The organism is Halomonas sediminis (genome assembly GCF_044871105.1).
GTDB classification, from domain to species: Bacteria; Pseudomonadota; Gammaproteobacteria; order Pseudomonadales; family Halomonadaceae; genus Vreelandella; species Vreelandella zhuhanensis.
This window is the reverse complement of the sequence record NZ_CP085246.1, coordinates 2,488,495-2,503,371: the sequence shown is the minus strand read 5'-3', so window position 1 is coordinate 2,503,371 and position 14,877 is coordinate 2,488,495. Positions and strand designations below refer to the sequence as shown.

The window sequence follows — 14,877 nt, the reverse complement described above, 5'->3', positions numbered from 1 at the left end:
CCAGTATAGGCAAGGCGCCCGCTTGAAACCGCTCAGGCGGGCGCTTGCATTTTAACCATCCTGGCGCGTGGCAGTACGTTAATCGGCCTGGGGAGCCGGTCCGTTCATCATTTCGATCAAGCGCTCTTCATTGGGTACTCCCTGTACCCGGTCGATACGCAAGGTGCCGTTTGCGTTGCGGCGTTGAAAAGCGCTGGTAGGCGTGGCGTAGAGGCCCAATTCTTCAAACAGCTGATTATTGGCATAGACCTGTTCTTCGATTGCCCGTGGCTGGGCACTGGCCTGGATGGACTGGCCCATTTCGCTGTGCTCATACAGGGCTTGCGACGGGTCATCGGCACCTAACAGGGCGGCGGCCTTGCCGGGGCTGTCCGGTTGCAATATGCCCACCATGATGTGACGTAGCTGCACCTTACCAGCGTTTACCCAAGGGCGTGTCTGCTCCCAGAATTTCTGGCAATAGGGGCAGTTGGCGTCGGTAAAGGTATAGATCACGCGCGGGGCATCACGCTCGCCATCCTGAATCCAGTGGCTGTCTTCCAATACCTGCCATGTCTGGGCCTCCAAGGGGGCGCGAACGTGTTCATCCAGCTGTGGCTCGGTCAGGTTGGTGCCCTCGCCATCCATCAGCGTGCCCAGTACCGCATGTTCCCCATCCGGCGTCAGGTAGATCGCCACTTCACGCCCTTGGGTGCTGGCGCCAAAGCCGCGCATGCCGCCGGGCGCCTCGAATTGGCCATGAATTTCCATGCCTTGGTCGGCTAACGCCTGTATCGGGGCGGGCAATGGTTCGGCGGCTTGGGCAAGGCTGCCCATGATCAATGAAACGCCGGCCAGGGCGGGCACAGCGAATCGCTTGCGAAGCGGTAATGACATGAGATTCCTCGTCGGGGTAATGGCCATGGAAGCATCTTCTCATGAGTTTATTATCAGGGTATGAGTTCCATGACGTATCCGCCTTTTCTTCTTATTCACTTTCACTCACCAGCCAGCGGATGGCGTAGGGCGGCAATGGCGTGTTGACCGTCCAGGCTGGAGAATCCGGGTCGATTGAGTGCCACTGGCCTTGGCTGAGCCGCATGCTCAATATCTCGCCGCCCTGATTCAGATCGAACGGCCGGTCGGTGACGTTATACAGTGCCAGTAGGCGACGGCCATCGGCCATCGGGCCGCGTTCGATAACCAGTAGCTCGTTGGGCGCGGGAAGCACCCGCTGCGGGGCGCTGGGATGAAAGCAGGGCTCCTCGCGGCGCTGTTCAAGCAAGCGGCACAGGGCGGAAAACACCTCATGGGTAGGCGTCGTGGCGCTGTCCAGCAGAGGTTCCAGTTCCTTGAGCTGCCAATGACGGCGGTTGATTGAACGTAGCCTGCCGCTGCGCTCCACGCCTTCCAGATCGTTGGGCGTGGCGGTCAGGCTGTGCAGATAGAGCGCGGGAATCCCCTGCAAGCCGAGCATGATGGCTTGGCTGCACAGAAAGCGTGCCACCTGCCAAGGGTCGGCGCCTCGATGGGTACCTTGCATGGCTTCAAACCAGGTGATGTTGATTTCATAGGGAATGTCGTTGCCTTCGGGGTGGCTGCGCATGCTGACAAATCCACCGAAACGGTGCATCAATTCCAGCAGGGCATCGCGTTCGTGGTTGGGCAATAGGCCTTCCAGCGGGCGCACACCGATGCCGTCATGACTGGCGGTGAAATTGAGGTAGGTGCAGGAAGGCGGCAGGGGCGGCAAGCTTTTCAGCCATTCTCGCAGCGTTCCGGCTTCGCCGCGGGTCAGGGTATGCAGCAGCAAGGGCGGCAAGGTGAACTGATAGATCATATGGGCTTCATCCGGCTCGCCGCTGGCCGTGCGCTCGAGGCCGAAATAGCTCATGTTTTCGGTGTGCGGCACGTTGGTTTCGGTCACCACTAAGGTGCCGGGGGCGACGTGATCCACCAAGGCGCGCAGCAGGCGGACCACCGTATGGGTTTCCGGTAGATGGACGCAGGAGGTGCCCTGGCGTTTCCAGAGAAAGGCGATGGCGTCCAGGCGAATGATGCGCGCGCCCTGTTTCAGGTAGAACAATAGAATGTCGACGAATTCCAGCAGCACATCCGGGTTGGCGAAGTTGAGGTCGATCTGGTCGTCGGAAAAGGTGGCCCAAAGATGCCGGGTACCGCGCCGCGTGGCAACAGGCACCATCAGTGGCGTGCTGCGGGGTCGCACGACCTGAGACAGGTCGGTCTCGGGGTCGAGTTCCAGGAAGTAGTCGCGCCCCGGCAAGCTATCACTGAGATAATCGACGAACCACAGCGATTCCCGGGAGATGTGGTTGAGAATCAGGTCCACCATCACATCGTAGTGCTCGGCCAGGGCGCGGATATGCGACCAGTCGCCGAGTGCTGGATCAACTTCCCGGTAATCGATCACCGAAAAGCCATCGTCGCTGCTCCAGGGAAAGAACGGCAGAAGGTGAACGCCGCTGATGCGCTGGCCCAGGCGTTGTCGGATAAACGTTTCCAGCACCTCGAGCGGTGGGCGTGGCTCATCGACGATCGAGTCACCGTAACTGATCAGCCAGAGATCCTTTTCGCTCCAGGTGGGAGCGGCTTGTTGAACGTTCAGGCTTTCTTGAGTGTTCTGGTACTTTTGAACAAGGCGCTGCAGGCGTTGCAGCACTTCGTCGGCACTTAAGCCGTAAAGATGAGCCAAGTACTGGTGGGCGTTGGTATCAAAGGCTGACATGGGGAGACTCCCGCATAAACAGATGCCACAGACACTGCAGCTTCTAGGCCAAATCGTTACAATGAGAAAATAAATCGCTTACTCGCGCTCGCGTATCGGGCTCGGGTCTACAACAGGTTGTGATTCTCATGCATTGCCCTTTTTGTGGTGCCAACGACACTCGAGTGACGGATTCGCGCCTGGTGGTGGACGGCGACCAGGTACGCCGACGCCGTCAATGTGCCAATTGTAGCGAGCGTTTTACCACTTATGAAACCGCCGAGCTGGTAATGCCGCGGGTGGTCAAGTCCGATGGCTCGCGAGAAACCTTTGATGAAGCCAAGCTGCGAGGGGGTATGCTGCGGGCGCTGGAAAAACGCCCGGTGAGCGCGGAGGATATCGAGGCGGCGGTGGAACGTATCCGCCAGACCCTGCGCGCCCGAGGCGAACGCGAGGTTCAGGCGCGGGATGTGGGCGAAACGGTGATGCAGACCCTCAAGCAATTGGATCAGGTGGCGTACATTCGCTTCGCCTCGGTGTATCGGAAATTTCAGGATTTGGACGAATTTCGCGCTGAAATCGACCGGATTTCCCAGGAGCCGAAATCTTGATTGGCCCGCAGACGGCCTCCGGCCTGGATCATCGCTTTATGGCGCGGGCCTTGGTGCTGGCGCGGCGCGGGTTCTATACCACCGACCCCAACCCGCGAGTGGGCTGCGTTCTGGTGCGTGACGGAAACATCGTGGGAGAGGGCTGGCATGAACAGGCCGGAGAGCCGCATGCCGAAATTCATGCATTGAGGGTGGCCGGTTCAGCGGCGCCGGGTGCTACGGCTTACGTCACGCTTGAGCCTTGTTCTCATCATGGGCGCACCGGCCCCTGTGCCTTGGCGCTGCGCGATGCGGGCGTGACGCGGGTGGTGGTAGCCATGGTCGACCCCAACCCTCAGGTAGCAGGCCAAGGGGTGGCACTGTTGGAAAAGGCCGGCATCGAGGTCATGGTGGGCCTGCTTGAAGAGGATGCCGAGAGGCTCAACCCGGGCTTCATTTCGCGCATGCGCCGCGGTCGGCCGTTCGTGCGCTTGAAAATGGCCATGAGCCTGGATGGTCGTACGGCCATGGGCTCCGGTGAATCGCAGTGGATTACCGGCCCTGAAGCCCGCACCCAGGTGCAGCGACTGAGAGCACGTTCGAGTGCCATCATGAGCGGCGTGGAATCGATCATCATGGATGATGCGCGGCTCACCCTGCGTGCCGAGCAACTCAAGCTGGACGAGGCCGAGCATATCGTCCGCCGCCAGCCGCTGCGGGTCATTCTGGATACCCGGTTGCGCCTGCCCCTGACGGCGGCTTGCTTGCGGGAACCCGGACACACCCTGGTGGTGACCGTTCTCGACCATGACCTGGAAAAACGTTGGCGCCTGGAAAATGCCGGTGCGCAAGTGCTGGCCCTGGCGGCGGGAGAGGATGGCCGCATCAGCTTGCCTTCCTTGTTACGCTGGTTGGCGGAAAACCGTCAGGTCAACGAATTGTTGCTGGAAACCGGCGCTACGCTGGCAGGTGCCATGTTGAATGCCGAACTCGTCGATGAAATGCAGCTATTCGTCGCTCCCACCTTGCTGGGAGGCGACGCCCGGGCGCTGTTTGCCCTGCCGGGACTTGCGCTGATGGCCGATCAGCGGCGCCTGGTAATTCATGACATGCGGGCAGTGGGGCGCGACTGGCGGATTATCGCCACGCCCGAGCCGACTAGCGCCACAGGCGATACCAAGGTACCCTGACGCGCGAAATCGCACGTAATGCGAAGCATATTTTCTGGAGATTCCATGGTGCAATCCTCCTCTGGGGGCCTGGCCCCCATCGCTGACCTGGTCGAGGATATTCGGCAGGGCAAGATGGTTATCCTCATGGACGATGAGGATCGGGAGAACGAAGGCGATATCATCATGGCTGCCGAAAAGGTCAAGGCCGAGCATATCAACTTCATGGCTCGTTTCGCCCGTGGCCTTATCTGCTTGCCGATGACCCGCAAGCGTTGTGAACAGCTCAAACTGCCATTGATGGTACGCGACAACGAGTCGGGTTTCGGGACCAAATTCACGCTGTCCATCGAGGCCACCGAAGGGGTGACCACGGGGATTTCCGCAGCCGATAGAGCGCGTACCGTGCAGGCGGCGGTTGCGCCTGGTGCGCGTGCCGAGGATATCGTTCAGCCGGGGCATATCTTTCCGCTGATGGCCGAACCCGGTGGCGTGCTAAGGCGTGCCGGGCATACCGAAGCTGCCTGTGACCTGGCGGCGTTGGCCGGCTGTGACCCGAGTGGCGTTATCTGCGAAATCATGAACGATGACGGCAGCATGGCGCGCCGCCCGGAACTCGAGGTCTTCGCCGCCGAATACGGCATCAAGATGGGCACCATTGCCGACTTGATTCATTACCGCATCGTCAATGAGCAGACCATCGATCATCTGGAAGCGACCCCCGTCTCGACCATTCATGGCGACCTGATGTTGCACGTCTTCCGTGACCGCATTCAAGGCGCGCATCATCTGGCCCTGGTGAAAGGCCAGCCACAGCCGGAGCAGCCCACAACCGTGCGCGTTCATCTGGCGGATACCCTGCGAGATCTGCTGGGGCTGCTCAATGACGATGGGCACCGTTGGGATGGCCATCGCGCTCTGGACGAGATCGCTGCGGCGGAAAATGGTGTCTTCGTGTTGATCGACGACGGTCGCCCGCGCCGCGATCTCAAGGATCAGCTGGATGTCTTTCTGGAGCGCGTGCGCGTGCCTCGCACCAGCGACTCCGATGGCGCCGGCAATTACCTGACTATCGGCACCGGTTCGCAGATATTGCGTCACCTGGGGGTGGGCAAGATGCGGCTGTTGAGTTCTCCGTGGAAATTCTCGGCGCTTTCGGGCTTTGACCTGGAAGTGGTGGATCGTCTGGGGCCGAACGATCCGGCACCCGAGCAACCCTCTTGAGCAGGAATCAATTGATGCAACCCCTTTCCCAAATCGAAGGTAGTTTTGTTGATGTGAATGGCCGCTACGTGATCGTGGTAGGCCGATTCAATCATCATGTGGTGGATAGCCTGGTGGAAGGCGCCGTGGATAGCCTGGTGCGTCACGGTGTTGATTCTGAAAATATCGACCTGGTACATGTGCCCGGTGCCTGGGAGCTGCCGTTGGCGGTCAAGCGCGTGCTGAAGGTGGTCAAGCCGGACGCAGTGATTGCCTTGGGCGCGGTGATCCGCGGGGGTACGCCGCACTTTGAATATGTCGCGGGTGGCTGTAATACGGCGATGAACAACCTGCAGCTGGAATTCGAAACCCCGGTGGCCAACGGTGTGCTGACGGTTGAATCCATCGAGCAAGCTATCGAGCGTGCTGGCACCAAGGCCGGCAACAAGGGCACCGAGGCAGCCATGGCGGCCATGGAAATGGTCTCACTGCTGCGCGCCTTGGGCCCTGGAGTCGAACGATGAACGAGCCTCGTGCGAACAAGTCTTCCGCGGCAAAGCAGGCGCGCCATGCCGCGCGTGAGCTGGCCGTACAAGGGCTTTATCAGTGGGCGATGACCGGCAAGTCGATGACCACCGTCGAAGCCGAATTTCGCAGCCAATTGCCCGACGATGACATGGAAGATCATGAGAACTGGGCCAAGGTGATGCAAATTGCCGATATGGCCCTGTTCCATGAGTTGCTGCACAACACGGCACGCTTCAAGGGTGAATTGGACGCGGCCATTGCGCCACTGCTTGACCGTCGCCTGGTGGACCTGGATGGTGTGGAGCTGGCCATCCTGCGTCTGGGTGCCTACGAGCTTTCGCGTCGTATGGAAGTGCCGTATCGCGTGGTGATCAACGAAGGGGTGGAGCTGGCCAAGTCATTCGGCGCCACCGACGGGCACAAGTACGTCAACGGTATTCTCGACAAGCTGGCCAGTCGCCTGCGCAGTGCCGAGGTCAGCGCCCGTCGGCGCTGAGTCGCCATCTGCGAGGGACTTCTGTGGTTGCCGAGTTCGATCTGATACGTCGTTATTTCACTACGTCGACGGCGGATGCCGCAGCCGGCGTTTGTCTGGGGGTGGGCGACGATGCTGCCTTGCTGGCACCGGCTTCCGGGCATCAGTTAGTGGTCAGCGTGGATACCTCAGTGGTGAATGTTCACTTCCCTGCAGAGGCCCCAGCGCGGGTAATCGGCCATCGCGCCCTGGCCGTGGCGCTGAGTGACCTGGCGGCCATGGGTGCCAGGTCGCGCTGGTGTTTCATGGCGTTGACACTCGATCAACATTCAGCCCCGTTAAGCGGTGAAAGCGATACCTGGCTTGCTGACTACGCCGAAGGCTTTCTATCGCTGTGCCGGGAGAGCAATAGCGTGCTGGCGGGTGGAGACGTCACTAGCGGGCAGCTGACCATCGGCGTTACCGTGATGGGAGAGGTGCCCGACGGCCAGGCAATCACGCGCCGGGGAGCCAGGGTGGATGACCTGATTGCGGTTACCGGCAGTGTGGGCGGTGGCGCCGGCGGCTTGGCATTATGGCAGCGCGGCGAGCGCGACCTGAGCCACCCTTTGCTCGAACGTTATCTTTTACCGCAACCCCGCTTGGCTGCCGGGCAAGCCCTTCGCGGCCTGGCCACGGCGGGAATCGACATTTCCGATGGGCTGCTGGCGGATCTCGGTCACCTACGCCGGGCGTCCTGTGTGGGTGCCGTGCTGGCGCCGGAAAGCGTGCCCTTGGCAGCGGGTCTGGAAGATGCCTTGGGTCGAGATACAGCGATTCAGGCGGCATTAGGCGGGGGTGACGATTATGAGCTGTTGGTGACGCTGCACAGGACGCAGCTGGATGAGGCGCAACGCCGTCTGGCAGCGGTAGGGCAGACGCTGACTGTGATCGGTCACTGCCGTGAAGCGCCGGGTATATCAGGCGTTGGCCGGTATGCACGTGATGGCTGGCAGCATTTTTCCGGGGAGACGCCATGAACCGTGCACCTGCAAGCGTATGGCGCCGCCCGACGCATTTCTTTGCCTTCGGCCTGGGGAGTGGCGCCGCCCCTTGGGCGCCGGGCACCTTTGGTACCTTGGCTGCGATTCCATTCTATTGGCTGATGACCGATTTACCACTAGGCTGGTATTTAATGCTGTCATTTGCCGCTTTTGTGGTGGGTGTCTGGCTATGTGAGAAAACGTCACGCGATCTCGGGGTTCACGATCACTCCGGGATTGTCTGGGATGAATTCGTGGGCTACTGGATCACCATGGCGGCGGTGCCGTTTTCCTGGGAGGCCGCCTTGTGGGGGTTCGTGGTGTTTCGTATTTTCGACGTCTTCAAACCCTGGCCGATTCGCTGGGCTGACCGTCGAGTGGCTGGTGGCTTCGGCATCATGATCGATGATGTGATGGCGGGCGTTTATGCCTGGAGCACCATGCACTTGTGGTTCTGGCTGCATTGATAACGGCCGGCTGAGCGCTCCCGAATGGTCTCTTGCCATTCGGCGTCATCCGGGAGGTAGGATGCGCAAGGAACGATTGATCGTACCCGTGGTAGTGGTAGTGGCAGTGGGCTGGGTGGTGGCACAACTACTTTCCAGCCTGCTTTTCGAACGCAGCCTGCGTCAGTCGCTTGAAGATCTGGAAGCGCGGGGCGAATGGCGCGTGAACCGCACGGAAAGCCATCAAGGGTGGTTGAGTTCGCGTGGCCGTTTGATCTTGTCGCCTCTGTTGGGACGCCCTTGGCGTCTTGAAATCACCTATAACGCCCGGCATGGTATTTTCAGCACCGATGTTCAAGGTACGGTGTTGCCACGACTCGACAGTGCTCTGCAGCAAGCTGTCGGGGAGGTTTCCGCGCCCTCGGTGCCTCGCTGGCAAGGCCGTTATCACACCTTGAGCGGGTACAGTGAGCTTCGCCTGGCGCTGGCCCCTTTCGTGATCCAGCAAAGCGGCCGGGAATTGGATGTGCGTGGCGCTCGTTTGCGGTTGGAGGGGGTGCTGGGAGACTGGCATTTACGCGCCATGCTGGATCAATTGACCCTGACCGACGCCTCCGCCAGTTTAACGCTGGGCCCGGTGGAACTCGCCAGCCGCTACACTTATATTGAAGACGCCTACCATTTTAACCAGCGCGATCACCTGCACATCGAGTCTCTGGTATTGCAGCACCCGGATCTGCATATGCGCATCCAGCCGATTGATGTGTATAGCCACATGCACCTGGACGAGCGCGAACTACGTCTGCGTGGTGAGTTGGAACTGGGTGACGTGATATTGCCGGACGAAGCCCCCAATGTCCCTTTGCTCAATGGGCGGGTGTCGATGGAGCTTTCGCGACTGGATGCCGACGCCATTCGTCGAGTGATTGGTGAGCTACGTCAGCAGGCCGCCTGGGGCGACCCTGAGATGCCCATAGGCGAGGGCCTCCTGGCCCGTCTGGAGCCGCATATTCTTCAGGTGTTGAGTGACTCCCCACGCCTTGATGTCGATACCATCGCCTTGCACAGCCCGTTGCTGGGTATCAAGGTGGATGCCGACGGCGCGCTATTTTTCGATGCCGGGGACATCCAGGCCTTGAGCCTGGAAAATCTCGGCCAGCCTGATGAGCGAGCACGCTGGCTTGAGCGCATCAATGGCGACTTTACCTGGTATGACGCCCCGGCTGTGGCGGCCTTGTGGTTGGGGCTGCCGTTGGGTACTCAGGCGTTGGAATTCGATGTGGTGCGAGGAAGCTTACGGGTAAATGGTCGACCGATGCCTGATATCGGGCCTTGAAGTTAGCGCCCGGTGCCCGCATTCCATGACCAAAGGCCAGACGGTATTTCACGCCGATAGGCAGGGTTCAATGGAGGGAGCATGAGCGATCAGGAATTTGACAAGGATAAGGACCAAGACCAGGAGTGGCAGGATGGCACCCAGGAAGGTCTGGAAGCGTTCACCGACTCGGATGATTCCAGCAGTGGTGCCCAAGGGGAGGCGTATCGCTCCGACGGTGAGCATTCCACATCGATGGTGCCCGCCGACGAGATATTGCCTGAGCGTATTTACCTGCTGCCCATCCACAACCGACCTTTCTTCCCGGCTCAGGTACAGCCGTTGGTGATAAACCGCGAGCGCTGGGAAGAGACCATGCGCCGGGTGGGTAATACGCCGCATCACACCATCGGGGTGGCTTTTGTCGGTGAACAGGGCGTGGAGTCACTGGATCACGAGGCCTTTCCCGAGTTCGGCACGGCGGTCAAGGTGCACAAGCTCAAGGGCGACGAACAGCAGATCCAGTTCATTGCTCAAGGTCTGAAGCGTTTTCGCATCACGCGCTGGTTATCCAAGGAACCCCCCTATCTGGTGGAGGTGAGCTATCCGCGCGAGCCGGTGGATACCGAAGAGGAGGAGACGCGTGCCTATGCCATGGCGATGATCAACGGCATCAAGGAACTGTTGCCGCTGAATCCGCTGTACGGCGAAGAACTCAAGCAATATCTCAACCGTTTCAGCCCGCATCAGCCTGGCCCTCTGACCGATTTTGCCGCCGCCATTACCTCGGCCAAGGGGCGTGAGCTACAGGATGTCCTGGCCACCTTGCCGGTCGCCGAACGCATGCACAAGGTGCTGCCCTTGTTGCGCAAGGAAATCGAGGTGGCTCAGCTACAGGGCGAGATCAGCGAGCAGGTCAATGCCCAGATGCAGGATCGCCAGCGGGAATTCTTCCTGCGCGAACAGCTCAAGGTCATTCAGCGTGAGCTGGGCATTTCCAAGGACGACCGTGAAAACGATGTGGATACCTTTCGTGCCCGTCTGGAAGGACTGGTGGTGCCGGAGAAGGTCCAGGGGCGTATCGACGACGAACTCCAGAAACTCCAGGTCCTTGAAACCGGGTCGCCCGAATACGGCACCACACGCAATTACCTCGATTGGCTGACCTCCATGCCGTGGGGGATCACCACCGATGACAAGCTGGACCTGAACCAGGCGCGTGCCGTACTCGACCGTGACCATGACGGCCTGACGGACGTCAAGGAACGCATTATCGAGTTTCTTGCCGAGGGTACCTTCAAGGGTGATGTGGGTGGCTCGATCATACTGCTGGTAGGCCCGCCAGGGGTAGGCAAGACCTCCGTGGGTCGCTCGATCGCCGAGGCGCTGGGGCGTCAGTTCTATCGCTTTTCGCTTGGCGGCATGCGTGACGAGGCTGAAATCAAGGGCCACCGGCGTACCTATATCGGCGCCATGCCCGGCAAGCTGGTGCAGACCTTCAAGGAAGTGAAGGTGGAAAACCCGGTCATCATGCTCGATGAGATCGATAAACTGGGCCAGTCCTTTCAAGGCGATCCTGCCTCGGCACTTCTCGAAGTGCTCGATCCCGAGCAGAACGTGGATTTTCTCGACCACTATCTGGATGTTCGACTGGACCTTTCCAAGGTATTGTTCATCTGTACCGCCAATACCACGGACAGCATTCCCGGTCCGCTGATGGACCGTATGGAACAGATTCGTCTTTCCGGTTATATCGCCGAGGAAAAGCAGCTCATCGCCAAGCATTTCCTTTGGCCGAAACTGCTCAAGCGCGACAATATTCCCAAAAAGCGCATCAACCTGACCGATGCCGCACTCAGGGAAGTTATCGAGGGATATGCGCGAGAAGCCGGGGTGCGCCAACTGGAAAAACAGCTGCACCGCATCGTGCGCAAGGCGGCGGTCAAGCTGCTGGAAAGCGAGCAAGGTACGATCAAGATTTCGGTCAAGAACCTTGAAGACTTCCTGGGTGCCCCCTTGTTCCGCAAGGAAAAGGTACTCAAAGGGGAAGGGGTGATAACCGGTCTGGCATGGACCGCCATGGGCGGGGCGACGCTGGCCATCGAGGCGGGCAAGGTACATACCCTGGACCGCGGCTTCAAGCTTACCGGGCAGCTGGGTGATGTCATGCAGGAATCGGCCAACATCGCCTACAGCTATGCCTTGGGCCACTTGAACGAATACGACGCGGAACCGGCGTTCTTCGATACCGCCTTCGTGCACATGCACATACCCGAAGGGGCGACCCCCAAGGACGGCCCTTCGGCAGGGGTCACCATGACCACGGCGCTACTCTCGCTGGCCAAGCACCAGGCGGTAAACCGACCGCTTGCGATGACCGGTGAGCTGACGTTGACCGGTCAGGTGCTGCCTGTGGGCGGTATTCGCGAGAAGATCATCGCCGCCCGGCGCAGCGACATCTTCGAGGTGATTCTGCCGGATGCCAATCGGCGCGATTATCACGAATTGCCGGACTATCTCAAGGAAGGCATGACGGTGCACTTTGCCGATCGCTACCCTGACGTGGCCAAGGTGGTGTTTGGCTAATAAGGCGGCGCTCTGGCTTGGCGCCGCGGGGCATGCCAAAATCCTCGGCTGACTCCAACCACCCACTGTCGGCCTTGCTCTGTCGCCGGGCAGCGGGTCGATGATCGCTAGAGGACACCATGCCCGAGTATCGCTCCCGTACCACCACCGCCGGCCGCAACATGGCCGGCGCCCGCGCCTTATGGCGTGCCACCGGCATGAAGGATGGCGATTTCCAGAAGCCGATCATCGCCGTGGCCAATTCCTTCACCCAGTTCGTGCCCGGCCACGTTCATTTGAAGGACATGGGCCAACTGGTGGCGCGCGAGATCGAGAAAGCCGGCGGGGTGGCCAAGGAGTTCAACACCATCGCCGTGGACGACGGTATCGCCATGGGCCACGACGGCATGCTGTATTCCCTGCCCAGCCGTGACCTGATCGCCGACTCCGTGGAATACATGTGCAACGCCCACTGTGCCGATGCGCTGGTGTGCATTTCCAACTGTGACAAGATCACCCCGGGAATGCTGATGGCCGCCATGCGCCTGAACATTCCGGTAATTTTCGTCTCCGGCGGGCCGATGGAAGCGGGCAAGACCAAGCTGCTCGATCACGGCCTGGATCTGGTCGATGCCATGGTGATGGCCGCCGATGACAGCGTGGATGATGAAACCCTGGCGGAAATTGAACGCAGCGCCTGCCCTACCTGCGGCAGCTGCTCGGGCATGTTTACTGCCAACTCGATGAATTGCCTGATGGAAGCGCTGGGCCTGGCGCTGCCGGGTAACGGTACCGTGGTGGCTACGCACTCGGATCGCCGCCGTTTGTTCGAGAATGCCGGTCACCGCATTGTGGAATTGGCTCGGCGCTATTACGAAGGCGAAGAAGCACATCTGTTGCCCCGTGCCATCGGCTCTCTGGCAGCCTTCAAGAATGCCATGACCCTGGATATCGCCATGGGCGGCTCGACCAATACCATTCTGCATCTGCTGGCCGCGGCGCAGGAGGCCGAAATCGATTTCACCATGACCGATATCGATCGGCTTTCCCGCGAAGTGCCGCAGCTATGCAAGGTGGCCCCCAATACGCAGAAATATCATATCGAGGATGTGCATCGTGCCGGGGGGATCATGGCGATTCTGGGCGAGCTTGACCGCGCCGGTGTGCTGGATACCTCGGTGCCCACCGTTTACGGGGACAGCCTGAAAGCCGCCTTGGATGAGTGGGACATCATGCGCAATCCAAGCTCGGAGGTGGTGGAGTTCTATCGCGCCGGCCCCGGTGGCGTGCCCACTCAGGTGGCGTTTTCCCAGAGTGCGCGCTGGCCGAGCCTGGACGGTGACCGTGCCACCGGCTGTATTCGCGATCTGGAGCATTGCTTCTCGCGCGAAGGCGGGCTGGCGGTACTCTACGGCAATATCGCCCTTGACGGCTGCGTGGTGAAAACCGCCGGTGTCGATGAATCGATACTGGTCTTTGAAGGTCCGGCGCATGTCGTCGAATCCCAGGACCAAGCGGTGGAACACGTTTTGAACGATAAGGTGAAAGCCGGCGATGTGGTGGTGATTCGCTATGAAGGCCCCAAAGGCGGCCCGGGCATGCAGGAAATGCTCTACCCGACGTCGTACCTGAAATCCAAGGGGTTGGGTAAGGCCTGTGCCTTGCTTACCGATGGGCGCTTTTCGGGGGGCACGTCGGGGCTTTCCATCGGCCATGTGTCGCCGGAGGCGGGTGCGGGCGGTGCCATCGGGCTGGTGGAGCAGGGCGATTTGATTCGCATCGACATTCCCAATCGCACCATCAACGTCAAACTGAGCGACGCTGAATTGAGTGCCCGGCGTGAGGCCATGAACGCACGCGGCAAGGACGCCTGGAAGCCCAGCATTCAGCGCCTGCGCAAGGTGACTCCCGCGCTCAAGGCCTATGCGCTGCTGGCCACCTCCGCCGACAAGGGTGCGGTACGTGATCTTTCCAAGCTGGATTGAGCTGGCAGGAGGCTGTCACCACCCCAAAGAGCTCGCCCGGTAAACCGGCCTCCCACCACAGAGCCGGGCTGATAGGGTTTTGACCGGGTGGGAGGGCGATTCAGCGCGCGAGGGTTGGCTGTAAAGGTCACCCCCAAACCACAAGCTCGCCCGGTAAACCGGCCTCCCTCCACAAAGCCGGGCTGATAGGGTTTCGGCCGGGTGGGAGGGCGATTCATCGCGCGAGGGGTTGGCTTTATAGCAGTTTGGGTGCTTCTGGATTGTCGGCGCGCAGTTTGTCGCGGGCGATATACAGGGCGGCGATGGCGCGGGCTTCGTGAAAATCTTCCCGCAGCAGCAGGGCGGGAAGTTCGTCGAGAGCGTGGGTTTCCACAATCAAGGGTTCAGGCTCATCGCCGGGTAGTCGCTTGGGATAGAGGTCGGTCGCCAGCACCACCTGCATGCGGTGGCTCATGTAGTTGGGGGCCAGCGAAAATTCCACCAGCGGCTCGATGCAGTGGGCACCGAAGCCGCACTCTTCCATCAGTTCGCGGTTGGCGGCGGTCACCACGTCTTCGCCGGGGTCGACCAGGCCCTTGGGCAGGGTGAGTACATAATCTTCAAAGCCCGCGGCGTACTCGCGAATCAACAGCACATGCTCGGGATCGGGCATGGCCACGATCATCACCGCGCCATGCCCGGCACCGGTCAGGCGCTCGAACACCCGTTCCTCGCCATTGGAAAAACGTAATTCAAGCGACTCGACATGAAACAGGCGGCTGCGGGCCACACTGGTACGCTTGAGAATCTGGGGTTTCTGCAAATAAGCGGGGGCTGTCTCGGACTCGGACATGCTGGCCTCCATGGCTGGCGGTAGGTGGTTGCGCTACAATAAC

At 60.3% G+C, this 14,877-nt stretch carries 13 protein-coding genes; 10 read left to right on the top strand and 3 right to left on the bottom strand.

Annotation, left to right across the window (positions count from 1 at the left end; translation table 11 throughout):
- Positions 1–78: 78 nt before the first annotated feature.
- Positions 79–816, bottom strand: a complete 738-nt coding sequence (gene dsbG / locus LG290_RS11870; RefSeq protein ID WP_499837099.1) for a thiol:disulfide interchange protein DsbG — start codon at positions 814–816, stop codon at positions 79–81.
- Between the two features lie 151 nt (positions 817–967).
- Complete coding sequence (locus LG290_RS11865) at positions 968–2,725, bottom strand: sugar phosphorylase (protein ID WP_499834985.1); 1,758 nt, start codon at positions 2,723–2,725, stop codon at positions 968–970.
- Between the two features lie 128 nt (positions 2,726–2,853).
- Here LG290_RS11865 and nrdR point away from each other — a divergent pair, with 128 nt between their 5' ends.
- The 10 genes from nrdR to ilvD all read left to right on the top strand — a co-directional run bounded on the left by nrdR (position 2,854) and on the right by ilvD (position 14,002).
- Entirely contained in the window at positions 2,854–3,315 is a 462-nt protein-coding gene (gene nrdR / locus LG290_RS11860) for a transcriptional regulator NrdR (RefSeq protein WP_499834984.1), read from the top strand.
- 38 nt (positions 3,316–3,353) lie between these two features.
- Positions 3,354–4,484: a bifunctional diaminohydroxyphosphoribosylaminopyrimidine deaminase/5-amino-6-(5-phosphoribosylamino)uracil reductase RibD gene (ribD, locus tag LG290_RS11855; protein ID WP_499837098.1), complete on the top strand. Its 1,131-nt coding sequence runs from the start codon at positions 3,354–3,356 to the stop codon at positions 4,482–4,484.
- 45 nt (positions 4,485–4,529) lie between these two features.
- Positions 4,530–5,687, top strand: coding sequence for a bifunctional 3,4-dihydroxy-2-butanone-4-phosphate synthase/GTP cyclohydrolase II (gene ribBA, locus LG290_RS11850; protein ID WP_499834983.1), 1,158 nt, complete (start codon positions 4,530–4,532; stop codon positions 5,685–5,687).
- A gap of 14 nt (positions 5,688–5,701) precedes the next feature.
- Positions 5,702–6,190: a 6,7-dimethyl-8-ribityllumazine synthase gene (ribH, locus tag LG290_RS11845; protein WP_160417869.1), complete on the top strand. Its 489-nt coding sequence runs from the start codon at positions 5,702–5,704 to the stop codon at positions 6,188–6,190.
- Positions 6,187–6,690, top strand: coding sequence for a transcription antitermination factor NusB (nusB, locus tag LG290_RS11840; protein ID WP_160417870.1), 504 nt, complete (start codon positions 6,187–6,189; stop codon positions 6,688–6,690). The genes ribH and nusB overlap by 4 nt, the downstream gene beginning before the upstream one ends.
- A gap of 23 nt (positions 6,691–6,713) precedes the next feature.
- Positions 6,714–7,688 (top strand): thiamine-phosphate kinase, encoded by a 975-nt coding sequence (gene thiL, locus LG290_RS11835; RefSeq protein WP_499834982.1) that lies wholly within the window; start codon positions 6,714–6,716, stop codon positions 7,686–7,688.
- Positions 7,685–8,158, top strand: a complete 474-nt coding sequence (locus LG290_RS11830; protein WP_160417872.1) for a phosphatidylglycerophosphatase A family protein — start codon at positions 7,685–7,687, stop codon at positions 8,156–8,158. Before thiL ends, LG290_RS11830 begins: the two co-directional genes overlap by 4 nt.
- 61 nt (positions 8,159–8,219) lie before the next feature.
- Positions 8,220–9,473 carry a DUF945 family protein gene (locus LG290_RS11825; RefSeq protein WP_499834981.1) on the top strand — a complete coding sequence of 418 codons (1,254 nt, stop codon included), beginning with the start codon at positions 8,220–8,222 and terminating at the stop codon, positions 9,471–9,473.
- A gap of 81 nt (positions 9,474–9,554) precedes the next feature.
- Positions 9,555–12,038: an endopeptidase La gene (lon, locus tag LG290_RS11820; RefSeq protein ID WP_499834980.1), complete on the top strand. Its 2,484-nt coding sequence runs from the start codon at positions 9,555–9,557 to the stop codon at positions 12,036–12,038.
- 119 nt (positions 12,039–12,157) lie between these two features.
- On the top strand, positions 12,158–14,002 hold the full coding sequence (gene ilvD, locus LG290_RS11815; RefSeq protein ID WP_499834979.1) for a dihydroxy-acid dehydratase: 1,845 nt from the start codon (positions 12,158–12,160) through the stop codon (positions 14,000–14,002).
- 235 nt (positions 14,003–14,237) lie between these two features.
- Here the strand turns inward: ilvD and nudE are convergent, their stop codons facing one another.
- Positions 14,238–14,834, bottom strand: a complete 597-nt coding sequence (nudE, locus tag LG290_RS11810; protein ID WP_499834978.1) for an ADP compounds hydrolase NudE — start codon at positions 14,832–14,834, stop codon at positions 14,238–14,240.
- Positions 14,835–14,877: the final 43 nt, after the last annotated feature.

Bases quoted from the DNA above. Each gene is read 5' to 3' on its own strand.
- dsbG (WP_499837099.1), bottom strand. From the start codon at position 816: ATGGGCAGCCTTGCCCAAGCCGCCGAACCATTGCCCGCCCCGATACAG.
- LG290_RS11865 (WP_499834985.1), bottom strand. From the start codon at position 2,725: ATGTCAGCCTTTGATACCAACGCCCACCAGTACTTGGCTCATCTTTAC.
- nrdR (WP_499834984.1), top strand. From the start codon at position 2,854: ATGCATTGCCCTTTTTGTGGTGCCAACGACACTCGAGTGACGGATTCG.
- ribD (WP_499837098.1), top strand. From the start codon at position 3,354: ATGGCGCGGGCCTTGGTGCTGGCGCGGCGCGGGTTCTATACCACCGAC.
- ribBA (WP_499834983.1), top strand. From the start codon at position 4,530: ATGGTGCAATCCTCCTCTGGGGGCCTGGCCCCCATCGCTGACCTGGTC.
- ribH (WP_160417869.1), top strand. From the start codon at position 5,702: ATGCAACCCCTTTCCCAAATCGAAGGTAGTTTTGTTGATGTGAATGGC.
- nusB (WP_160417870.1), top strand. From the start codon at position 6,187: ATGAACGAGCCTCGTGCGAACAAGTCTTCCGCGGCAAAGCAGGCGCGC.
- LG290_RS11830 (WP_160417872.1), top strand. From the start codon at position 7,685: ATGAACCGTGCACCTGCAAGCGTATGGCGCCGCCCGACGCATTTCTTT.
- LG290_RS11825 (WP_499834981.1), top strand. From the start codon at position 8,220: ATGCGCAAGGAACGATTGATCGTACCCGTGGTAGTGGTAGTGGCAGTG.
- lon (WP_499834980.1), top strand. From the start codon at position 9,555: ATGAGCGATCAGGAATTTGACAAGGATAAGGACCAAGACCAGGAGTGG.
- ilvD (WP_499834979.1), top strand. From the start codon at position 12,158: ATGCCCGAGTATCGCTCCCGTACCACCACCGCCGGCCGCAACATGGCC.
- nudE (WP_499834978.1), bottom strand. From the start codon at position 14,834: ATGTCCGAGTCCGAGACAGCCCCCGCTTATTTGCAGAAACCCCAGATT.